The sequence below is a fragment of the Alteromonas sp. G4i35 genome (genome assembly GCF_054960375.1).
In genome coordinates this window covers 17,540-37,773 of record NZ_JBHNZD010000015.1, presented here as the reverse complement: position 1 = coordinate 37,773, position 20,234 = coordinate 17,540, and the positions used below count along the sequence as shown (strand labels likewise).

The 20,234-nt window shown below is 45.7% G+C and carries 21 protein-coding genes; 14 read left to right on the top strand and 7 right to left on the bottom strand.

The window, feature by feature from the left end; all coding sequences use genetic code 11:
- Window positions 1-94: 94 nt before the first annotated feature.
- Complete coding sequence (locus ACFI6L_RS11275) at window positions 95-1,207, top strand: MBL fold metallo-hydrolase (protein WP_014977662.1); 1,113 nt, start codon at window positions 95-97, stop codon at window positions 1,205-1,207.
- A 21-nt stretch (window positions 1,208-1,228) separates the two neighbouring features.
- On the opposite strand, the gene ACFI6L_RS11270 is transcribed toward ACFI6L_RS11275, so the two are convergent.
- Complete coding sequence (locus ACFI6L_RS11270; RefSeq protein WP_282765255.1) at window positions 1,229-1,879, bottom strand: MOSC domain-containing protein; 651 nt, start codon at window positions 1,877-1,879, stop codon at window positions 1,229-1,231.
- Between the two features lie 117 nt (window positions 1,880-1,996).
- Here ACFI6L_RS11270 and ACFI6L_RS11265 point away from each other — a divergent pair, with 117 nt between their 5' ends.
- From ACFI6L_RS11265 to dnaB, 5 genes are all read left to right on the top strand, one after another.
- The gene (locus ACFI6L_RS11265; RefSeq protein WP_014951111.1) at window positions 1,997-2,572 is read left to right on the top strand and encodes an RNA polymerase sigma factor; all 576 of its coding nucleotides are present in this window, start codon (window positions 1,997-1,999) and stop codon (window positions 2,570-2,572) included.
- On the top strand, window positions 2,565-3,062 hold the full coding sequence (locus ACFI6L_RS11260; RefSeq protein WP_039229236.1) for a hypothetical protein: 498 nt from the start codon (window positions 2,565-2,567) through the stop codon (window positions 3,060-3,062). Before ACFI6L_RS11265 ends, ACFI6L_RS11260 begins: the two co-directional genes overlap by 8 nt.
- A gap of 13 nt (window positions 3,063-3,075) precedes the next feature.
- On the top strand, window positions 3,076-4,077 hold the full coding sequence (locus ACFI6L_RS11255; protein WP_278346269.1) for a DUF4097 family beta strand repeat-containing protein: 1,002 nt from the start codon (window positions 3,076-3,078) through the stop codon (window positions 4,075-4,077).
- A gap of 254 nt (window positions 4,078-4,331) precedes the next feature.
- Window positions 4,332-4,802, top strand: a complete 471-nt coding sequence (locus tag ACFI6L_RS11250; RefSeq protein WP_278346268.1) for a hypothetical protein — start codon at window positions 4,332-4,334, stop codon at window positions 4,800-4,802.
- A 115-nt stretch (window positions 4,803-4,917) separates the two neighbouring features.
- On the top strand, window positions 4,918-6,303 hold the full coding sequence (gene dnaB, locus ACFI6L_RS11245) for a replicative DNA helicase (protein ID WP_014951107.1): 1,386 nt from the start codon (window positions 4,918-4,920) through the stop codon (window positions 6,301-6,303).
- Window positions 6,304-6,429: 126 nt separating this feature from the next.
- On the opposite strand, the gene ACFI6L_RS11240 is transcribed toward dnaB, so the two are convergent.
- The 5 genes from ACFI6L_RS11240 to rsd all read right to left on the bottom strand — a co-directional run bounded on the left by ACFI6L_RS11240 (window position 6,430) and on the right by rsd (window position 9,582).
- Window positions 6,430-7,626, bottom strand: a complete 1,197-nt coding sequence (locus ACFI6L_RS11240) for an OmpA family protein (RefSeq protein WP_462574020.1) — start codon at window positions 7,624-7,626, stop codon at window positions 6,430-6,432.
- A 101-nt stretch (window positions 7,627-7,727) separates the two neighbouring features.
- On the bottom strand, window positions 7,728-8,165 hold the full coding sequence (locus ACFI6L_RS11235) for a secondary thiamine-phosphate synthase enzyme YjbQ (RefSeq protein WP_039233612.1): 438 nt from the start codon (window positions 8,163-8,165) through the stop codon (window positions 7,728-7,730).
- Window positions 8,155-8,619 carry a chemotaxis protein CheX gene (locus tag ACFI6L_RS11230; protein ID WP_014951104.1) on the bottom strand — a complete coding sequence of 155 codons (465 nt, stop codon included), beginning with the start codon at window positions 8,617-8,619 and terminating at the stop codon, window positions 8,155-8,157. The genes ACFI6L_RS11235 and ACFI6L_RS11230 overlap by 11 nt, the downstream gene beginning before the upstream one ends.
- Window positions 8,609-9,082, bottom strand: coding sequence for a transcriptional repressor (locus ACFI6L_RS11225; protein WP_014951103.1), 474 nt, complete (start codon window positions 9,080-9,082; stop codon window positions 8,609-8,611). The genes ACFI6L_RS11230 and ACFI6L_RS11225 overlap by 11 nt, the downstream gene beginning before the upstream one ends.
- Before the next feature lie 35 nt (window positions 9,083-9,117).
- Window positions 9,118-9,582 carry a sigma D regulator gene (gene rsd, locus ACFI6L_RS11220; RefSeq protein WP_462574019.1) on the bottom strand — a complete coding sequence of 155 codons (465 nt, stop codon included), beginning with the start codon at window positions 9,580-9,582 and terminating at the stop codon, window positions 9,118-9,120.
- Between the two features lie 161 nt (window positions 9,583-9,743).
- Between rsd and nudC the strand changes: the two genes are divergently transcribed.
- The 3 genes from nudC to ACFI6L_RS11205 all read left to right on the top strand — a co-directional run bounded on the left by nudC (window position 9,744) and on the right by ACFI6L_RS11205 (window position 12,584).
- On the top strand, window positions 9,744-10,577 hold the full coding sequence (nudC, locus tag ACFI6L_RS11215) for an NAD(+) diphosphatase (RefSeq protein WP_080760052.1): 834 nt from the start codon (window positions 9,744-9,746) through the stop codon (window positions 10,575-10,577).
- Between the two features lie 268 nt (window positions 10,578-10,845).
- Window positions 10,846-11,937, top strand: a complete 1,092-nt coding sequence (hemE, locus tag ACFI6L_RS11210) for a uroporphyrinogen decarboxylase (RefSeq protein ID WP_014951100.1) — start codon at window positions 10,846-10,848, stop codon at window positions 11,935-11,937.
- Window positions 11,938-11,960: 23 nt separating this feature from the next.
- Window positions 11,961-12,584: a hypothetical protein gene (locus ACFI6L_RS11205; RefSeq protein WP_014980563.1), complete on the top strand. Its 624-nt coding sequence runs from the start codon at window positions 11,961-11,963 to the stop codon at window positions 12,582-12,584.
- 64 nt (window positions 12,585-12,648) lie between these two features.
- Here the strand turns inward: ACFI6L_RS11205 and queG are convergent, their stop codons facing one another.
- Entirely contained in the window at window positions 12,649-13,791 is a 1,143-nt protein-coding gene (queG, locus tag ACFI6L_RS11200; protein WP_014980562.1) for a tRNA epoxyqueuosine(34) reductase QueG, read from the bottom strand.
- Window positions 13,792-13,797: 6 nt separating this feature from the next.
- On the opposite strand from queG, the gene ACFI6L_RS11195 reads away from it, so the two are divergent.
- The 5 genes from ACFI6L_RS11195 to miaA all read left to right on the top strand — a co-directional run bounded on the left by ACFI6L_RS11195 (window position 13,798) and on the right by miaA (window position 20,180).
- Entirely contained in the window at window positions 13,798-15,297 is a 1,500-nt protein-coding gene (locus ACFI6L_RS11195; protein ID WP_014977653.1) for a bifunctional ADP-dependent NAD(P)H-hydrate dehydratase/NAD(P)H-hydrate epimerase, read from the top strand.
- Between the two features lie 74 nt (window positions 15,298-15,371).
- Window positions 15,372-15,854, top strand: coding sequence for a tRNA (adenosine(37)-N6)-threonylcarbamoyltransferase complex ATPase subunit type 1 TsaE (gene tsaE / locus ACFI6L_RS11190; protein ID WP_014951096.1), 483 nt, complete (start codon window positions 15,372-15,374; stop codon window positions 15,852-15,854).
- Window positions 15,855-15,939: 85 nt separating this feature from the next.
- Window positions 15,940-17,289 (top strand): N-acetylmuramoyl-L-alanine amidase, encoded by a 1,350-nt coding sequence (locus tag ACFI6L_RS11185; RefSeq protein ID WP_462574018.1) that lies wholly within the window; start codon window positions 15,940-15,942, stop codon window positions 17,287-17,289.
- A gap of 94 nt (window positions 17,290-17,383) precedes the next feature.
- A complete protein-coding gene (gene mutL, locus ACFI6L_RS11180; RefSeq protein ID WP_069945114.1) occupies window positions 17,384-19,243 on the top strand; it encodes a DNA mismatch repair endonuclease MutL in 1,860 nt (619 codons plus the stop codon).
- 43 nt (window positions 19,244-19,286) lie between these two features.
- A complete protein-coding gene (miaA, locus tag ACFI6L_RS11175; protein ID WP_051129072.1) occupies window positions 19,287-20,180 on the top strand; it encodes a tRNA (adenosine(37)-N6)-dimethylallyltransferase MiaA in 894 nt (297 codons plus the stop codon).
- Window positions 20,181-20,234 lie beyond the last annotated feature (54 nt).

Here is a 20,234-nt window from a genome sequence, read left to right as displayed (position 1 = left end):
GATGTCTGCACAATTGAGTAAATAAAGCATAGACGCAGCAGTCAACTAAGCGCTTTGCCTCCTAGGTTGGAGCTACAAGGACACGATCTTAAAAATGGTAATGAGTTTAAAGAAGTTAACGACGTTGTCGGCGTCGCTAGTAGTAGCAGGAAGTGTCGTTACTGGTTGCGCCAGCTCTAATCATGTTACTCAGATAGAAGGTGAAAATGCTGTAATCAAGCACGCCAATGAGCCTGGGTATGAGGACAGATTCAGCAATATTTACGACAGTTTTAAAGCATACCCCGTCACGTGCACTAATGATTGCTACCCAGCGTCTGCCGATATTGAATGTGAAAGTGACATGCAAAATTGTCAGTTCGTTGGCAACAACCCGACAGTGAACTCGCACACCGGCTTTAATGTCACCTGGTTAGGGCACGCAAGTTTTTTACTTAACACCGCAAGTGGTGAGCAAATACTTATTGACCCTGTGTTTGGGCAGTTTGATTGGCCCGTCAATTGGGCTTTTCGATTGGCGGAGGGGTTCAGCCGCAACGAACCCGCTGAGGTAGGTGAAGACAAACTCGCACAAACCGATGCTGTGGTTTATTCCCATATTCACTATGATCATTTCAATAAAGCCGATATTGCCGAATTAGGCACAAAGCCCGAATATCTTGTTCCGTTAGGTTTCGCAGAGCACTTCCCTAATAGAGGCTACACCATTAAAGAAATGGCGTGGTATACCAGCAAAAACGTAGGCAAAACCTCTATCCACTTCGTGCCGGCCCATCATTTCAGTAACCGAATTTGGGTGCCTTATTTGTACGAGGACGACAATGCGACACTGTGGGGTGGTTGGGTATTTGAGAGTGAAGGCAAAACATTGTTCTTTGCGGGGGATACGGGATATTCACCGCACTTCAAGGATATTAAAGCGCGCTTTGGTGAAATAGATGTTTGCCTGTTACCTATAGCGTCTTATTTCAGCGAAACCTCACCTAAATGGTATCGCAAGGTACATACTACGCCAGAAGATGCCATTGTTGCGGCCCAAGACCTAGGCTGTAAAGCCGTAGTGCCTTGGGGCTATGGAAATGCCAGCTGGATGATGGGTGACAAGACGTCACATTCTGCGCTATTTCGTCTTATGAAAATGAAGAAGCAGCTAAACCCTGCAATGCCTTGGGTTATTTTGAATGAAGGTGAACAGGCGTCTTTTTAATTTAAGCTACGGATAAATGGCTTATTTATCCGCAATCTTATCCGCAATTTTTTGGCATTTTCCGCGCCATTCGTCATCAAGCGCCTCAAGATTCGCTAGCTTTTGGGCCAGGGCTTTGTCTGCTTTGGTATGGGCGCATTGCATTAGGGTGTGAACATTAACGGTATCGTCCTCACGGTGCAGTAGTGTTACTTCGTCGCCAACACTGATGGTTCCGGTTTTAATAACCCGGTAATACCAGCCAGTGATACCTCGTTCTCCGACAAATCTATCTAAATTGGGCACTTCGAAGCGTTGCGAGATTTTATTGCAAGGGGCACGGGGTGCGCTTACTTGCAGTTCTACCTCGCCGAACTTCCATATATCGCCGATATAAACGGTAGCATCGTCCATGCCCTCTACACTGATGTTTTCGCCAATGCTGCCCAGCGAAAAGGCGCCTTCAGGAAAATGCTTTCTTAATGTCAGATAGTTGGTCGGGTTGAACTGATGCAGCACTTTCTCCGGTCCACCGTGAAGCCGTTTGTTGGCCTGTTCGTCTTCATCGGTTCTGTCCCTATGTACCGTTAACGCGTCGACGGGGGCTTTAACAATACTGCTTGGTGCCCCACGAGGGCCTAGCGGCTGAGGTTTTCCAGCAAACAGAGCGTTAACAGAAAATGAGGTAGACATGGCATCTCCAAAAAATATTTTTGTGCATTTAAACCTTTCTACTATAGGGTACGACTAACCTTATAACACTAACAAGTGCTAATGCTAATCAGCACCACAAATAACAAAGAGAAAAGAATGGAACACACACAACAACGTGTTGTACACGCCAATGTGGTGTTTGGTAATAAAAGCGAAAATGAGCTGATATCTAAAGCGAAAAAGGGCGATAAGCAGGCGTTTCGGTCCCTTTACGATGAACATATTGGGCGAGTCTACGCGCTTTGTTACCGGCTTACAGGTGAAAAGGGAATGGCAGAAGATGCTTCGCAAGAAGTCTTTATTCAGCTATGGAAAAAATTGGGTAATTTTGATGGGCAAAGCCAATTTTCCACATGGTTACACAGTGTTACGGCAAACATTACCATCTCTTATATGCGTAAGCAGAAAGGGTGGGTGCAGCGGATGTTTAACTTGGAAAACAGCGGCATTAACGAGATGCCGGCTGAAGAAAACAGCACCGATGTGGATTTAGAAGCATTAGTTATTCGCTTACCCGAGCGAGCCAGAATGGTTTTTGTCCTCCATGCAATTGAAGGTTACAGACACGAAGACATTGCCAGCATGTTGAACATGGCAGTGGGCTCAAGCAAAGCACAATTTTTCCGTGCTAAGCAATTATTGAAAGATTTTATGGGAGTCGATGATGAGTAATTTTGACGACAAGCTTGCTCAGCATATTTCTGGGATATCAAAAGAGAAGCAGCCAGAACGAGATTTGTGGCGAGGTATTGAACTCGGCATAACATCGCAGCAAGGCGACGCTTCATCATCTACGGTTACATCAAAACAGTGGATGGCGATAGCCGCAAGCGTTTGTTTAGTTACTGTATTGTGGTTTGCGGCTCCTTTTGCGTTTAAAGCTGATGAAAGTCGAAGCGATGGCTATGCCTTGATTGACGCAATGAGTATGCAGCAGCAACAACAAGTGAATAGTCTTCTTGCTAGTTATGAAAGTACAACAGCGCTAACGGAAGATTGGCAAGAGCAATTGAAAGAATTGGACGATGCTGCAGATGTTATTAAAGCGGCATTAAAGGACGATCCAGACAACTCAGCATTAATTAAAATGCTGCATCACGTATATCAACAGCAGATTGCCTTAATTGAGCGAGTGCACGCGCCAAAGTGGCAGCAAATTTAATAAGGGTTTAAAGATGAATATAAATACGAAAAGCACATTTTTGCACACGTTCATGGCACCTTTGGGGGCCAAGGTATTACTTACTACTGCGCTGCTAAGTATCGCTACTGCGGCGTTTGCAGGAGAAAAAGTAGATAAGACCATCGACACATCGTCTTCGCCGAAAGTGGACATTGAACACATCAACGGAAAAGCAGACATCCGAGTTTGGGATAAGTCTCAGGTTCGTGTCACCGGTGAACTGGGCGATCAAACTGAAGAGTTTATCTTTGAAAGACGTGGAGATGTCGTGGTTATACACGTTGAAGTCGAGCGCCACTCAAAGAGCTGGTTTAATAAAGGTAAAGATGGCGACGACCTTGTTATCTATATACCTTCAGCAAGCGACCTTCACTATACCGCGGTCAATGCTGATCTTATTGCAGAAGGTATAACAAAAGCAGTAGATGTTGAGGTGGTAAACGGCGACGTAACCCTTAAAAACATAGGTGAGCGGGTTGAAGTTGAGTCGGTTAATGGCGATATCGTGCTTGAGAATGTGAGAGGCCGTTTAGAGGCGGAAACAGTGAATGGCGAAATTGAAGCGTCACACTCAGGAAAAACGCCAGTGAGCTTTGCGTCAGTTAATGGCAAGCTCGACATCACTTCCGATAGCCCAGACGTATCAGTAGAAACCGTCAACGGTCGAATCGATGTGTCTCTTCAAGCGGTGGACGTACTGCAAATCAATACGGTTAATGGAAGGACTTACGCAAGTTTAGGTCTTAATAAGAACGGTAGCGTAAAAGCGAATTCTGTAGGCGGTGCGATGGAATTTGTCTTTCAAGATGGCGTATCGGCACAATTTGATATTGAGACGCACGCTGGCGGCAACATTGTAAACAATATCAGTGATGAAAAGTCGCAAAAGCCTAAGTATGGCCCAGGTAGCTGGCTACGCTTTATCCACAACGGTGGGGCTGCAAATGTAGACATCTCTACGGTACACGGGCGAATTGAAATAGACCAAAAGTGAATAAGCTATAGGCAACATAATTGAAACTTTAGGTTGAAAAAATGAATTTAGTCCACATTTATTAATCAGACATGTGGTGATTAATGAAAAGCTGCGAGTGATCGCAGCTTTTTTTGTTTGGTCGCTAAAAATGTGTAGCTGAGCGTTTGTAAGTAACAAAAGTGCGTTTTAATGGCTCTTAGTTACAAGTTAGCGGACCTGCACGCTTCACCCACATCATCACATGGTTTGTTATTTTTTGATTGGAGGTTAAATTGAGTATTGTTGGACACGTCAAAAGGTTTTGGCGATTTCATAGTCTAATTATTGGTGCGTTTGGAATATGCGCATTTACGCTAGGCTGTGCTGTTCAGGAACCCGCTTATTACGAAGGTACTTGGGTGGTGACTAAGGCCTATAATATAGGTGTTTCAGCTCACTCATCAATAGAGTCAGAAAAGTTTTTGGGTCGCTCGGTAACCTATGCTTCAGACTCGGCTAAACTCGATCAGGCATTCTGTGAGTCACCGGTGTATTCAACGAAAAATATCAGTAATCAAGATTTTTATGCTGCTTTTAAAGCCTCTCCATCATCGCTCGGCTTTAGCGACGACAAGATTACTGAAGTAAGTTTGTCGTGCCTTGATAATTCAGCAATCATGGGTTCTACACTCATTTTTCAGGAAGGTGGCAGCGCCTACACCTTGGTTGACGGTACGTTTTTAAAGCTGGAGAAAACGCTTTAAACGATGTTGTCTTTTTGCGCTTTTGCAACAAAATGACGACTTCCTTTGTTGAGTGATGGACGTTAAAAGCGCATAATATCCAACTGACTTTTGTGCATTGGAATAGGTTTCACTCGTGGCGTCTGCGTCTAAAAACGATAAGAATGTTGAAAAATTGAAGGTTCCACCTCATAGCATTGAGGCTGAGCAATCTGTTTTGGGCAGCATGCTTATTGACCCTGAAAGCTGGGACAAAGTCGCGGAGCTTGTTACCGATAACGATTTCTACAATCGCTCACACCAAATTATCTTTCGTGCTATCACTCGACTACTAAACAGTAGCCAGCCAATAGATCTTATAACAGTATCAGAAGAGCTGGAAAAGCATGATGAACTGGAAGATGCCGGCGGTTTTGCCTACTTAGGTGAACTTGCCAAAAACACGCCAAGTTCTGCGAACGTTGTGTCTTATGCGCAAATTATCAGTGAGCGCGCGATAACCCGAGAGCTTATTGGCGTGGCGCATGAAATAGCGGAAGTTGGGTACAACCCCGAAGGCCGTGACAGTGCAGACATTCTTGACCTGGCCGAAAGTAAAGTATTTGAAATTGCCGAGCGAAGAACTGGTGAAAACGAAGGTCCTCGCGATGTCGAGTCTATCTTAGGGAAGACCATTGACCGTCTAGAAGAATTGGTGAAAACCAATAAAGACGTTACCGGTGTTACTACCGGCTTTACCGACCTAGACAAAATGACCAGTGGTATGCAGCCCTCTGACCTTATTATCGTGGCGGCTCGTCCATCGATGGGTAAGACTACTTTCGCCATGAACTTGATTGAAAACGCCATGATGGCAGAAGACAAACCTGTACTTGTTTTCAGTCTTGAGATGCCCTCAGAACAAATCATGATGCGTATGTTGGCGTCATTAAGCCGCGTTGACCAAACCAAAATTCGTACTGCGCAGCTGGATGATGAAGATTGGGCACGTATCTCCAACACCATGGCGATGCTCAAAGACAAAGATTGTTTGTTTGTTGATGATTCATCAGGCCTTACACCAATGGACGTGCGAAGTCGCGCAAGAAAACTCGCTCGCGAACGCGGTGGAATCAGTCTAATCATGGTGGATTATCTTCAGTTGATGCGCGTACCTTCTCTTAGCGACAACCGAACATTGGAAATTGCAGAGATCTCTCGCTCACTGAAAGCATTGGCTAAAGAGCTTGAAGTGCCGGTAGTTGCCCTTTCACAGCTTAACCGTACGCTAGAACAACGCGCCGATAAACGTCCTGTAAACTCTGACCTTCGTGAGTCTGGCTCTATCGAGCAGGATGCCGACCTTATTATGTTTATTTATCGTGATGAGGTTTATCACGAAAACAGTGAGTATAAGGGCATTGCAGAGATTATTATTGGTAAACAGCGTAACGGCCCAATTGGTACCTGTCGACTTACGTTCCAAGGTCAGTTCTCACGGTTTGACAACTATGCAGGCCCTGCCATAGCCGACGAATATTAGCCCCTCTTATAGCGACAAAAGGCTTCGACCGCGGCCACGGTCTACATTTTAAGGGTTAACAAGTTAAAGTATTTCAGACACAAAAAAGGCGCCGTAAGGCGCCTTTTTCAATTCATATACAATGAATTACTTTTCTTCAGCTACTTTCACTGTGTCTTTAACTGTCACTGAAATGCGACGGTTAACACGGTGTGCTTCAGCATTCTTACCATTGTCTAGAAGCTGAGTTTCGCCGTAACCGATAGTCTCTAAACGAGAACCTTCGATACCGTACATGTCTACCATTACTTCTTTGAAGTTCGCAGCACGACGCTTAGAAAGGTCCATGTTGTAAGCTTCACTACCTGGTGCAGAAGTGTGACCTTCAATTACCGCAGTTGTTGAAGGATACTGCTTCATGAACTCAGCAAATTCAGAGATTTCTGGATCTTTTGGCATTTTAACTACAGCACTTTCGTTGTCGAATAGAACGCGTAGTGTGATTTCTACTGTCTCTTCGTCAAATACTGTACAACCTTTTGCATCAACTTTTACGCCAGCTGGTGTATCAGGGCACATATCTTTGCTGTCTACAACGCCGTCGTTGTCCGAATCTTTAATTGCACAGCCAGTTGCATCTACTTTAGTGCCAACTGGAGTGTTAGGACACTGGTCAACGTTGTTTAGAACGCCATCGTTATCATCATCGATGCTACAACCATTTGCGTCAACACGAACACCTGCTGGTGTCATTGGGCACTGGTCTTTGCTGTCTACAACGCCATCGTTGTCGCTGTCTTTAGGTGCGGCAGGAGTGCCTTTACCAAATGGGATCGCGATACCAACTTTAACACTGTAGTCATTGTAATCTTCACCGAAGTCGTGATAAGCGGCGATTTCAGTAACAAGTTTAACATCTTCGTGGATGTCCCAGTGTTTACCGATACCGATGTTACCAAGCGTAGTTGATTCGCCTACTGCTTGACGCTTAACACCACCAAAAACGAACCATGCATCATTTGGCATGAAGTATAGTGCGTCAACACCAACCATTTCACCGCTTTCATCACCGCCGCCTGCATAATCAAGGTCTAGGGCTGTAAATTCAACACGTGCTGCCCAGCTTTGAGTAAAACGGAAACCGTATTCAAAAGCTACGCCACGACCATCGTCGTAAAGGCCGCCGTCAGTTAGATCTAACGGACGTGAGTCGTCAGTGTTGTAATACATGCCAGACAAACCAAACCAGTTTTTGTACTCTGGCTCAGAAGAGTCTTGTGCAAATGCATTAGTCGAAGAAATTACAGCAAGAGATAGCGCTGCCATTTTAAAGTGTTGTTTCATAGTCACATCCTGTTTAACGTTGAGTGATTATCGATTTTTGATAATTTTGTGTTGTGCTTAACGTTTAACGCTAGCACAAATTGTGCCATTTATAATATGGGTTAGGCTGCGATCCCTTGTAATGTGGCAATAATTGTTCGTCTTCCACCATGATCTCGGTGTTCGCCGAGCATGATACCCTGCCACGTGCCAAGTGCAAGCTTGCCTTGTTGGACAGGTATAGTAAGTTGACACCCTAGTATACTCGATTTTAAGTGAGCAGGCATATCATCTTTACCTTCATAAGTATGCCTGAAAAAAGAAAGCTCTTCTTTTACACTATGGTTGAAGAACGCTTCCATATCATGCCTCACTGTAGGGTCGGCATTTTCATTGATTGTCAAACTAGCGCTTGTATGCTGAAGCCATAGGTGCAAAAGGCCGACTTCAACATGACGAATACTGGGTAGTGCAGATTCCACCTGCTGTGTTATCAGGTGAAATCCTCTCGGGTAGCTGTCGAGTGTAATTTTTTCAGACTGCCAGAAATTATTTGTCAAAACAGATTTCCAAATGCGCTAACCCTTCGTCGCACATGAAAGGAAGAATAATTTTAGCACCATCAACCTGGTGACTAATCGTATGTTGCTTTCCTGATACAACGATGGGTGTTGCCATTCCAAACTCGTAACCCCGTTCAGCAAGGTCTCGTTTTGCGTTACCGCAAATCATGTTGGTAACTTCGCCAACCATGTCGCCTACTTCTGCATCAAGCTTCTCAGGGCGCTCGCCAACCATTCTCTCCATTATGGTCAGGGCCAACGACTCGTCAAAAGTAATAGACATAGAGCCGCGAACGTCAGGGCCCACCATGCCAATTAGCCCCGATACATCGCCTTTGGCGATATCACTTTGTTTGCGCTTGGGCTTGCCCGGGGTCAATTTAGTTTGAGCCATGGTTTCAAGCACGTTCAAAAGACCAGCAATAAACGGGTTCACAAAATCAGCATTCATGTACACTCTCCTGGGCAGCGTGATCTTCCGTTTGTTGACAATCGGCACATAATCCATGGGCCTCTATAGTTTGTTTCGATACTTTGAATCCGTGTTGCTTTGCTTGGCTATCAAGGGTCTCTTGAAGACCTTCAGATTGAATTTCAGCAACATCACCACAGCTGTCACAAATTAGAAACTGAACAGGGTGGTTACAACCAAAATGATAGCAGGCCACAAACGCATTAGTAGACTCTAAACGGTGAATAAACCCAAAATCGAGAAGAAAATCAAGGGCGCGATAGACTGTCGCAGGTTTGGCACTAGACTCTGTTTCTTTCAGTGAGTCGAGTAGTTCATAAGCACCCATAGGGCCGTGCTTTGAAACAAGAATTTCGTACACCTTTTCTCTAAGCGGTGTGAATCTGGCGCCGCGTTGCTCGCAATAAGCCCGTGCCTTATGAATAAGTGTGGTTTTGTTCATTGATGATAACCGTAAACTCGACTTTCATTGTTATATTAAAGCGTCACTTCTGGATCACGTTTTTTAGTGTGTACATGAGCTATTAACTCATCTTCCAAGGCAAAACGCTCTTCTAATGTCTCACCAAGCTTGGCTAGGGCTGAATCAAAATCAGCGGCCTGCTCGGGCGTTACTGCTTGTGCAAACGTATCATTAAATGCGAGTGCTGCGTCAGTGGTTTTTGTCAATCTGGGGTAAAGTTTATCTCGTAGTGCAAGGCCTTCATTGTCGTTTTCAACCAACATATCGAAAACCTCAAAGTGTCCTACCGACAAATAATCGAGTAATGCGCTGCAAAAGTTGTCTATTTCATCTGGGTCAGGTAAACACTCGCTTCGCTTGTTAATACCTGCTAGTTCACAGAAAGAAACTAACAGTGCCTGTCTGTCCATTAACCAGCGGTCAATAACGTGGCTTTTCCCGCCCCATTTTGATTTAACGCTTTCTAACTGTTGCAACATTTTGATGTGTTACCCGTTTAGCGACAATAAGTTTCAGTATAACACTGTGCACTAGCGACACAAATTTTGCGCGAAAAAGTTCGTTTCAAAATGTATGGTGGCGATCTATACGCTCAGTATTTAGTGTAGTATGAAGCATTAAAGAACAGGAGTGATGTGCAATGATGATAAAGTTGGATGAGGCGAAACTAGCTGCTCAGCAAGCCCTGTGGGTAGTTTTTAGTCGCGGCAAAATTGTAGTACAAGAATCGTCTGAGTCTATCCCCGTTGCTTACCTGAGTGATATTCCATTTTTAGCATCTTATGTCGATGAAATTCATCAACTTCCGCCGCTCAATGAGACGGCGCATAGAGATCTGCCCGTATATGTTGTTGATTTGGGCGCTGAGCATGTTGACGAACCCGGTTGGGAACGGGTATCGCTTAGACAGCTTCTTTTTGCCGAATACGATATTGCCTTTTCCGTTATTGGGCGAGCCTGGCAATACATCCACTTCTTGCGTACTCATCAATTTTGCGGGCAATGTGGAGCCAAGACTGAACGCGTAGATTGGGAAATGGCAATGCATTGTCACCGCTGTCAACATCGCAGTTATCCAAGAGTGTCTCCCTGTATCATTGTTTCTATACACGACAACGAAAAAATATTGTTGGCCAAAGGCGTTCGCCACCGAGAATCCAATATGTATTCAACCCTTGCAGGCTTCGTAGAAAGTGGTGAAAGTCTGGAGCAAGCGGTCCACAGAGAAGTTTTCGAAGAAGTTGGCGTTAAGGTTAAAAACTTGCGCTATTACAATAGTCAGCCATGGCCATTTCCACATTCCTTAATGGTCGGTTTTGTTGCCGAGTATGACGAAGGGGAAATTCGTTGTCAGGAGAACGAGATAGATGATGCGCAATGGTTTGATATAGATGCGCTGCCGACTATTCCACCGAAAGTGTCTATTGCGGGACAATTAATTGCTGAAACGGTGTCTCTGATCGGCGACAAATAAAAAACCCTGCCGAAGCAGGGTTTCAATAAGTTTAGCACGGTCCCATGTAGGGCTTCTTTTCTTTAACGGTTATAGTAATAGCAAACACTCACTTTAAGTGCAAGCGTCTTTTTAAAGTAATGTTCAAGTATTGTTTGTCTTTAATAATCGACACTACACCGATTTGTCGTTAAAACATTGATTTTTTAATACAGGTTTTAGCACACCTTAGTTAAGAATACTGGTATACTTTCGCGCTCAAATATCTTCAGTAATTTAGGTGAGTTATATGTCGCAAAATTTCCCCAGTGTTGATAAGCCCGCGTTAAAGAACGATCGTTACTTACGTGCGTTACTTAAGCAGCCGGTTGATGTCACACCTGTATGGATGATGCGACAAGCCGGGCGCTACCTCCCAGAGTACAAAGCGACTCGTGCAGTAGCAGGCGATTTTATGTCGTTGTGCAAGAATGCAGAACTTGCATGTGAGGTGACGCTACAACCTTTACGTCGTTTTCCTCTCGACGCTGCAATTCTCTTTTCGGATATTTTGACCATTCCAGATGCGATGGGCCTCGGTCTTTACTTTGAAACAGGTGAAGGCCCTCGCTTTAAAAATCCAATCACGTGTAAAGCGGATGTGGATAAAATAGGCCTTCCTGATCCAGAAGGTGAATTACAGTACGTAATGAATGCCGTTCGTACTATTCGCCGTGAGCTTAAAGGTGAAGTGCCATTAATTGGTTTTTCTGGAAGCCCTTGGACACTCGCGACTTACATGATTGAAGGTGGTTCAAGTAAAGCCTTTACCAAAATCAAGAAAATGGCATTTGCTGAGCCAGCAACGCTTCATGCGTTACTAGCAAAACTGGCTGATTCTGTTACTGAGTATTTAAATGCTCAAATCGCTGCGGGCGCGCAGTCAGTCATGGTATTTGATACTTGGGGGGGCGTGTTATCTCCTCGTGACTACAAAGAATTCTCGCTTCAGTACATGGAGCGCATTGTAAGTGGGCTGACCCGTGAAAATGAAGGCCGTAAAGTACCTGTTACCTTGTTCACCAAAAACGGTGGCATGTGGCTAGAATCGATTGCGGCGACAGGCTGCGACGCAGTAGGTTTAGACTGGACTATCGACATTAAAGAAGCGCGTGCGCGCATTGGCGATAAAGTTGCACTTCAAGGTAATATGGATCCATCAATGCTGTATGCTCAACCGCAAAGAATTGAGCAAGAAGTGGCGTCCATTCTAGAAGGTTACGGTGAAGGTAGCGGTCACGTATTTAATTTAGGTCACGGTATCCATCTAGACGTACCACCTGAAAATGCAGGTGTGTTCGTTAATGCGGTACATGAACTTAGTAAGCAATATCACAAGTAAGCGACTTCGATAAAGGAAGTAAAATGAAAACGTGGCTTGTGTTGTTGCTGATAGCGTTTGCATTGATAGCGGGGTATAAATTTTCTGGCTATCAACACCAACTCAGTGAATCCAATGCAGAAAAAGAGCGACTAACCAATGTGTTAGCGCGCTCTCGTGCCACGGAAACGAGTGAGCTGAAAGTTATTAAGCCCGCCGCCAAGTTGGTTTCGAATGAAGCAGGTGCGGTGCTCTTGGATACAAGCGTTACGAAAAACGGCGAGATGAATGTTGCCCCCGTTGCTGAGAATGTCCAAATCATGGCGCCAGAGGTTTTCTACACGAAAACCGAAGGCTCACTCAATACGTTTTTTGCGCTGCCGCCTAACAATGAGCGCTTTGTTTTAGACTCGGTAAAATGTGAGAACGGACATTGCGAAATAACGGGTGAGTATGACGGTTCTGAAACTGAGCTGTCGCGAGTTATTGAAGCATTGGAACAGGAGCCGTGGTGGGAATTCGGCTCGCCCATCATAACCACGCAAGTGGCACAGCGAGGCCTGAAACTTAACGTTTCTTTCGCTGCATCCCATTCGCCAAATGCTCGTGTGCGTTATCGGAATAGCACTCAGGCCGATTTAAACAGTCAGCTTGCTTCGGCGGGTTAACCCGAAAACCTATATAGCTAAACTAAATGAATTCGCGGTATGCCTTATTCAAGCGTGTACTGCGTTAGGCGTCTCTTGGTAAACCTTTTTCAATTACGCGAATAAGCCGCGCTTGCTGCCTGTTTTTTGCATCAGACGCTTGTTGCTTCTCTTGCTGCCGCTTAAGAGCCCAATCAATATGTCTGTCCACCAAGTCACTCACGCTCCCTCGTCTTTCTTTCAAAAGCAGAATGCTTTGTTCATCATACGGAGCGTTTCCTAACGCAACGGCAATATTACGCTGCCACTTCTCAAAGCCAATCCGCCTGATGGGAGAGCCTTCCGTATTGCGTAAGAAGGTTTCTTCAGACCAGCCGAAAAGCGCATTGAGACTTTGGCCGTGAAGCACTTGTCGCGGGTGGAAATCTTCTTCACTGGTAACATCGGCAAAGCGATTCCAAGGGCAAACAAGTTGGCAATCGTCACAGCCATAAATGCGATTGCCCATCATGGGACGTAAATCTTCGGGAATATCTTTGTCTGATTCAATGGTGAGATAGGAAATACAGCGACGGGCATCTACTTTATAAGGCGCAACAATTGCATTGGTCGGGCAGATGGTTAGACACGCCGTGCAGGTGCCGCAACCCTCTTCAATTGGTGAGTCAGTGGGTAATGGCAAATTGATGAACAGCTCACCTAAGAAGAACCAAGAGCCGGCTTCTTTGTTGAGTGTCAGGCTGTGTTTCCCCGTCCAGCCAATACCCGCTTTTTCAGCAATAGCGTGTTCCAATACGGGGGCTGAGTCTACAAACGGGCGATATTGGGTATGCGCCAAGGATGCGGTGATTTTCTCTCCCAATTGCTTCAGACGTTTGCGCAGCACTTTGTGGTAGTCACGGCCCAATGCATAGCGGCTGATGTATCCTATTTCTGGCTTTTTTAAATGCTTAGCAAACGAGGCGTCAGGAGGTAAGTAGTTCATGCGAACGCTGATAACCCGTAATGTCCCTGGGACCAACTCATCAGGCCGGGCACGCTTCATCCCATGACTCTCCATAAAGGCCATGTCACCGTGATACCCATTGTCTAACCATTCCTGAAGGTGTGCCTCGTGCTGATGTAGATCAATATCGCTGATGCCAACCTGCTGAAAGCCTAGCGCTGTACCCCAAGCCTTGATATTGTTGGTTAATTCAACAAGGTCGATAGAACTAAATTCGGACATGTGCTCATGCTAGATACTCAATTAACGTCAAGTTTATCATACAAATTATTTCGGGCCGATCAGGTTAGGGAAAATGAGGGACAAGCCGCCGCGAATTCGGGCTGCGATATGTTCACGTTGATGCAACGAGCTGGTGATGTGGTGTTTAAGCAGTGTCTTGAGCTTATGCCAAACTCAGACGTTTACTTAGTGCTGGTGGGCCAAGGTAACAATGCGGGTGACGGCTACATTGCAGCAATAAACGCAAAACTTGCGGGTAAACAAGTGCATTTATGTGCGGTTGAGCCTGAACGTACGCTGGATGGTGATGCTGGCAAAGCACAGCAGCGCTGGCTCGATTCAGGAGGCAGTATCAATGGGTTTGACGCTGCGCTCCTCGAGAAGTCTGACGTAGTGATAGATGCGCTTCTTGGTACAGGTATTAATAGCTATATTCGCAATGAGTTTGCAGACATCATTGATGCGGTGAATGCGTCATCAACACCGGTTGTAAGCGTTGATGTGCCGTCAGGGCTTGATGCAAATACAGGACAGAGCCTGGGGCGATGTGTTCAGGCTGATATCACCGTTACTTTTGTGGGCATTAAGCCGGGGCTTGTTACTGGTGCGGGTAAACAATCGTGCGGTAAGTTAGTGTATGCGGACTTGGGTATCGGCAAAGCGTTCCAAGCATTAGCTAAAGCGAGCGCGACCATGCTAAATATCGACCACTTTAAAGGTATGGGGCCACGGGAGATTAACAGTCATAAAGGGACTTATGGTCGACTGTTGTGCATTGGCGGTAACCGCGGAACAGCAGGTGCCATTCGACTCGCCAGTGAAGCCGCGCTGAGAAGCGGTGCGGGCATGGTGCGCGTGTATACCCATGAGTCGTCAGTCGTTCAGGTCAGTGCAGGCAGACCTGAACTCATGGTCACCGACTTTAATTTGGAAGATGCATTAGCTTGGGCAACCTGTGTGGTTATTGGACCGGGTCTTGGGCAAGATGAATGGGCAGAAAGCGCATTTGAAACCACCATGAAGCACTGTCAAAGCCAAAATAAGCCTGTGGTCATTGATGCTGACGCGCTAAATCTGTTGTGTCAGCAGTCAACCGCGTACACCTTGTCTGACAGTATTTTAACCCCTCACGCGGGCGAAGCTGCGCGTTTACTCGGTGTTTCTATTGATGATGTAGAAAGCGACCGTTTTAACTACGCAAGGCAGTGCTCACAGCGATACCATGCGGTCTGTGTACTAAAAGGGGCGGGCACGCTTATCGACAATGAAAAGAAAACCTGGGTTTGCCGTCACGGTAATCCAGGTATGGCTACCGCAGGAAGCGGTGATGTATTAAGCGGAATATTGGGCGCGTTGCTCGCGCAAGGCGTAGAAACAGATATTGCAGCGAAATATGGTGTAGTGCTTCATGCTAAGGCTGGCGATGATATTGCCCAACTGTATGGTCAACGTGGTATGATAGCGAGCGATTTGTTTGACGCAGTACGTGCGCTTATAAACCACTAGTTAGCGTGGTTTTGTCTTGAACGGGCAGGCATCTACTGTGTTATTCGGCTTTCTGTTACTGTGGAATATTGTTGATGTCTTACCCGCATACCTCTTTTTTTGCTAATGAAGTAGATGATACTGCGCAGCTTGCCAGAGATTTAGCGCAGGCTGTTTCGAGTCAACTCCCTACCGATGCTGTTATTTATTTAAACGGCGACTTAGGTGCAGGGAAAACGACATTTAGCCGATATTTCATTCAATCTTTAGGTCATTCAGGTAGCGTTAAAAGTCCAACCTATACATTGGTTGAACCTTATGAGTTGGATGGCGTCAATATCTATCACTTCGACCTGTATCGCTTAGCCGACCCAGAAGAGTTAGAGTTCATGGGAATTCGCGATTACTTTGGTTCGGGCGCTATCGCGCTTATTGAATGGTCGGAAAAAGGGGGCGAATACTTGGCATCCCCAGACTTAGTGATTAGTATAAATATTACGCCATCGGGTAGGCAGTTTAATTTGGAAGCAAAAAGTGCCCACGGTGCGAAATTGCTTCAGCAATGCAAGCGCGTTTAGCGCAAATGCGAAATGAAAGAAAAACTGAATAAATAGCCGCTCCGGAGTTGACGAGAGCAGCATAACAATAACAGAAAGGCTAATTATGGTGCGCAGTATAGTTTCGGTATTATTATTGTGTTTCGTCGTGCAATTCGCACACGGTGCGCAAAATAACATCGACGGGGTTAGGATATGGCCGTTGCCGGACAATACGCGCGTTGTTTTCGATATGAAATCAGCGCCAGAGTTCACCTATTTTACACTTAAAAATCCGCTTCGGCTTGTCATCGATCTTAACAACACCAGCGACACCGCTAAGCTTTCTGGCATTGAAAACAGCGGTGATTTGATTAAAAAGCTGCGCTACTCCACACCGAAAAACAAATCATCTGCCAGAGTGGTTGTTGAGCTCAATAGAAATACAAAGCCTTCGTTATTTGCAGTAACCCCCGATGGTGCTTACGGACACAGGCTGGTTGTCGATTTACCAGATAGCGCGCCGAAGCCGTCGCCAACGTTATCAGCGTCGGCATCAACTGGCTCGGTCGTTATTGATGATTCTACCAGTGCCCGAGACCGAGACATTATCGTCGCCATCGACGCCGGGCATGGTGGGCATGACCCAGGTTCAATCGGTCCGGCTGGTACCTATGAAAAGCACATCACCCTGAGTATCGCCAAAAAACTGGAAGACATGATAAACCGGGAGCGAGGTATGCGCGCCATCATGACTCGTGGCGATGATTATTATGTTTCTCCTAATCGACGTCCTGAAATTGCGCGCGAGAAAAAAGCCGATTTGCTTATTTCCATCCACGCCGATGCGTTTAGTCAGCCTCAACCGCGAGGCGGTTCGGTGTGGGTACTATCCATGCGAAGAGCAGACACTGAATTAGGCCGCTGGCTAGAGAAATCTGAACGTCACTCTGAATTACTCGGTGGTGCAGCTGAAGTGATCAATGATAAATCAAGCGAGAGATATCTTACTGAAACCATACTGGGTTTATCGATGGATCACAGTATGGCGACCAGCCACGATTTAGGTAATAAAGTGGTTGAAGAGCTAAAGCAGGTGACCAGTCTGCATAAAAGAAAACCACAAGCCGCCAGTTTTGCAGTTTTGACCGCGCCTGACATCCCCTCTATTTTGGTCGAAGTTGGTTTCATTTCTAATCCGCAAGAAGAGAAGAATCTGAACTGGTCTAAACATCGCGAACGCTTAGCGAATGCCATGTTTAATGCGACTAAGCGTTACTTCAAGCAAGTTCCCCCTGATGGTACACTGTGGGCACAAGAAAGGGCGAACAACCGAACGCACAAAGTAAGAAGCGGCGAGTCGCTCTCATTATTAGCACAGCGTTACAATGTAAAAGTAAGCAGCATCAAAGCAGCGAATGATCTTTCAAGTGATGTTGTACGCGTAGGGCAGGTACTAAATATTCCGAGAACCTAAACCTAGGTTTTGTTTCATCGGCTTTTTCAGCACTCATTGCACTTACATGTCGTATCGCCACGAATCCATATAGTTAATATCATAGGGTAGTCCTTTGCCTATACAGCTTTTATCTCCCCAACTTGCAAACCAGATTGCCGCTGGTGAAGTGGTTGAGCGCCCCGCGTCTGTGGTTAAAGAATTACTAGAAAACAGCCTTGATGCTGGTGCCACCAAAATAGAAGTCGATATTGAAAAAGGTGGCCACAAACGCATTCGAATAAAAGACAATGGGTCAGGCATAGTCAAAAGTGAACTGCAGCTGGCATTAAGTCGCCATGCAACCAGCAAAATCACCACTCTGGATGACTTAGAACAAATTCTCTCTCTTGGCTTTCGTGGCGAAGCGCTGGCCAGTATTAGCTCGGTAAGCCGGTTAACACTGACATCACGCACTGAGTCTCAAGGAGAGGCGTGGCAGGCCTACTGTGAGGGTAGGGAAATGGCGGTAAATATTCAGCCAGCGGCCCACCCTGTTGGCACCACAATTGACGTGGCGGATCTGTTTTACAACACGCCAGCAAGACGTAAGTTTTTACGCACCGAAAAAACCGAATTTCAGCATATTGAAGAAGTCATAAAACGCATAGCACTGAGCTATCCCAAGGTTTCATTTGTTTTAAAACACAACGATAAAGTAGCAAAGCGCTTTATCGCCGACAAAGCAGGCAGTTTAGCCACCCGAATTGGCGCTGTGGTTGGACAAAAGTTTGTTCAAAACGCCGTACATATAAGTACCGAGTATGAAGGTCTTCACATTGATGCTTGGCTAGGTAATGAGGCCATGCTTCGCAGCAGCAATGATTGCCAGTTCAGTTTTGTTAACGGCAGAGGCATGCGAGATAAGCTTATTATGCACGCTATTCGCCAAGCGTACGAAAGCGTTTGGGGTGTGGTGGAGCAACCAAGCTTTGTAGTGTACTTAACGGTTAACCCTAAAGATGTGGATGTAAATGTTCATCCCGCCAAGCATGAGGTGAGGTTTCAACAAGGCAGATTGGTACACGACTTTATCTGTAAAACCGTGAGTGATGCACTGCATGCCATGACCGACGAACAGCCTTTATCAGGAATGGACGCAAGCCGTCCTTCGGGCTCAGATTTCATGTCTTCTCAGGTAGAGCACGATTACATTAGGCCTTTACAGAATCAAACGTCGGATAATGCACAGGCGTTCAACGAGTCTTCTCGTTACTCGACGGGGGGAGTCTCGCAAGGCGCGCCACAGTCTTATGGGCAATTTACAGGCAGTCCAAGAAATACATCCTCGGGAAGTGCCAGTGGTGGACGAAGTGGTGGCGCTGCACATAAGCAAAGTCGAGGGCCAAGTGCGGCATATCAGTCAAATTATAATGCGTTAATGACGCCAAATAGCGACATTATTAACAACAATGCAGACCCGATGCCCGTTGCAGAGCACGTTAATCTAACTTCCCAGTGTAGAATTTACCCAAAATCAGAAAAAATTTACCTTCTTTGTGCAACTAAAGTTGCAAGTATCTGGTTAAGCGAACTATTTTTAAAAGCGCAGCATGGACAACCGTTGTTAATGCCCGTTGCTGTTTCGCTCAATAATGTCAATGAGCAATTGGTTACACTGCTAAACGACGCGCATTTTGAAGTGAATAAAGTGGCTGGCAAATATCGGCTGCAACAGGTGCCGGCCGGCACCAGGCACTTGCCGTGGCTCAAGTGGTTTGAATACTTCTTATTAGTTGAACTAAATGATGAAGTAAATTCACTTGATGATGCCGTAAAATCATTGGTTTTGCCTGAACATGTTTTAGATGAAGAGACATCAAATGCGCTGTGGTACTGGTTGGATCAGCAGAGCGAAGTGAAACAATGGGAAATTATTGAGCAATTTGCTAAAGTGCGCCCCTTAAATTCAGTGCTAGATGTATGGGGAGAATAAGGTGTCCAATGGCATAAATTCTGCATTGCCAGTAATAGCAATTATGGGCCCCACGGCATCAGGCAAGACAGGCTTGGCGCTTGATATAGCGGCCAAGGTTGAAAGCGAAGTAATTAGTGTTGATTCAGCCCTTGTTTATAAAGGTATGGACATCGGCACTGCGAAGCCAACGCAGGAAGAGCAAGCAGGTGTAGTACATCATCTAATTGATATTATCGACCCTGCACAAAGCTATTCGGTGTCGCAATTTGTAAACGACACTAATGCGCTAATTGGCGATATTTTAGCGCGTGGCAAGGTGCCAATTTTGGCTGGAGGTACAATGATGTACTTTAATGCCTTGATAAATGGAATTTCGCCACTACCTAAGTCAGATGAAAAGATACGGGACGAAATAACACAGCAGGCACAACGCTTGGGTTGGTCTAAATTACACGATGAATTACGTGGTGTAGACCCAATTAGTGGTGAGAGAATTCACCCCAACGACCCACAACGAATTACCCGTGCGCTGGAAGTGTATAGAAGTACCGGCAAGACGTTGACACATTGGCAACAACAAGAGGGTGAAAAGTGCCCTTATAACATTGCACAATTTGCCATAGCGCCCGCAGACAGGGCAGTGTTGCACGAACGTATAGCGACCCGCTTTGATTTGATGTTGGAGCAAGGGTTTGAGAATGAAGTAGTAAAGCTCTACGAACGCAGTGATCTTCATGAAGATTTGCCTTCTATTCGTTCGGTAGGGTACAGACAGATGTGGCAGTACCTAGACGGCCAATTGAGTTACGCAGAAATGCGTGAAAGAGGCATTATCGCTACAAGGCAGCTCGCCAAGCGTCAGCTCACGTGGTTACGGGGCTGGGAGCAGGTTACATGGCTAGACACATTTGCTAACGATAATTTGACTAAAATTACAGCGAAAGTCACACTTTAAATGTTTGAGTGTGGTATATATTAGACGTGCAGTGATAGTGAAATTCCTATCACG

Excerpts from the sequence above, each read along its gene's own strand:
- ACFI6L_RS11260 (WP_039229236.1), top strand. The coding sequence starts at position 2,565 with ATGAGTAATTTTGACGACAAGCTTGCTCAGCATATTTCTGGGATATCA.
- hemE (WP_014951100.1), top strand. The coding sequence starts at position 10,846 with ATGTCGCAAAATTTCCCCAGTGTTGATAAGCCCGCGTTAAAGAACGAT.
- ACFI6L_RS11195 (WP_014977653.1), top strand. The coding sequence starts at position 13,798 with ATGCTAGATACTCAATTAACGTCAAGTTTATCATACAAATTATTTCGG.
- ACFI6L_RS11205 (WP_014980563.1), top strand. The coding sequence starts at position 11,961 with ATGAAAACGTGGCTTGTGTTGTTGCTGATAGCGTTTGCATTGATAGCG.
- ACFI6L_RS11185 (WP_462574018.1), top strand. The coding sequence starts at position 15,940 with ATGGTGCGCAGTATAGTTTCGGTATTATTATTGTGTTTCGTCGTGCAA.
- ACFI6L_RS11265 (WP_014951111.1), top strand. The coding sequence starts at position 1,997 with ATGGAACACACACAACAACGTGTTGTACACGCCAATGTGGTGTTTGGT.
- ACFI6L_RS11270 (WP_282765255.1), bottom strand. The coding sequence starts at position 1,879 with ATGTCTACCTCATTTTCTGTTAACGCTCTGTTTGCTGGAAAACCTCAG.
- ACFI6L_RS11275 (WP_014977662.1), top strand. The coding sequence starts at position 95 with ATGGTAATGAGTTTAAAGAAGTTAACGACGTTGTCGGCGTCGCTAGTA.
- tsaE (WP_014951096.1), top strand. The coding sequence starts at position 15,372 with ATGTCTTACCCGCATACCTCTTTTTTTGCTAATGAAGTAGATGATACT.
- rsd (WP_462574019.1), bottom strand. The coding sequence starts at position 9,582 with ATGTTGCAACAGTTAGAAAGCGTTAAATCAAAATGGGGCGGGAAAAGC.
- ACFI6L_RS11240 (WP_462574020.1), bottom strand. The coding sequence starts at position 7,626 with ATGAAACAACACTTTAAAATGGCAGCGCTATCTCTTGCTGTAATTTCT.
- miaA (WP_051129072.1), top strand. The coding sequence starts at position 19,287 with ATGGGCCCCACGGCATCAGGCAAGACAGGCTTGGCGCTTGATATAGCG.
- ACFI6L_RS11255 (WP_278346269.1), top strand. The coding sequence starts at position 3,076 with ATGAATATAAATACGAAAAGCACATTTTTGCACACGTTCATGGCACCT.
- ACFI6L_RS11230 (WP_014951104.1), bottom strand. The coding sequence starts at position 8,619 with ATGAATGCTGATTTTGTGAACCCGTTTATTGCTGGTCTTTTGAACGTG.
- ACFI6L_RS11225 (WP_014951103.1), bottom strand. The coding sequence starts at position 9,082 with ATGAACAAAACCACACTTATTCATAAGGCACGGGCTTATTGCGAGCAA.
- queG (WP_014980562.1), bottom strand. The coding sequence starts at position 13,791 with ATGTCCGAATTTAGTTCTATCGACCTTGTTGAATTAACCAACAATATC.
- nudC (WP_080760052.1), top strand. The coding sequence starts at position 9,744 with ATGATGATAAAGTTGGATGAGGCGAAACTAGCTGCTCAGCAAGCCCTG.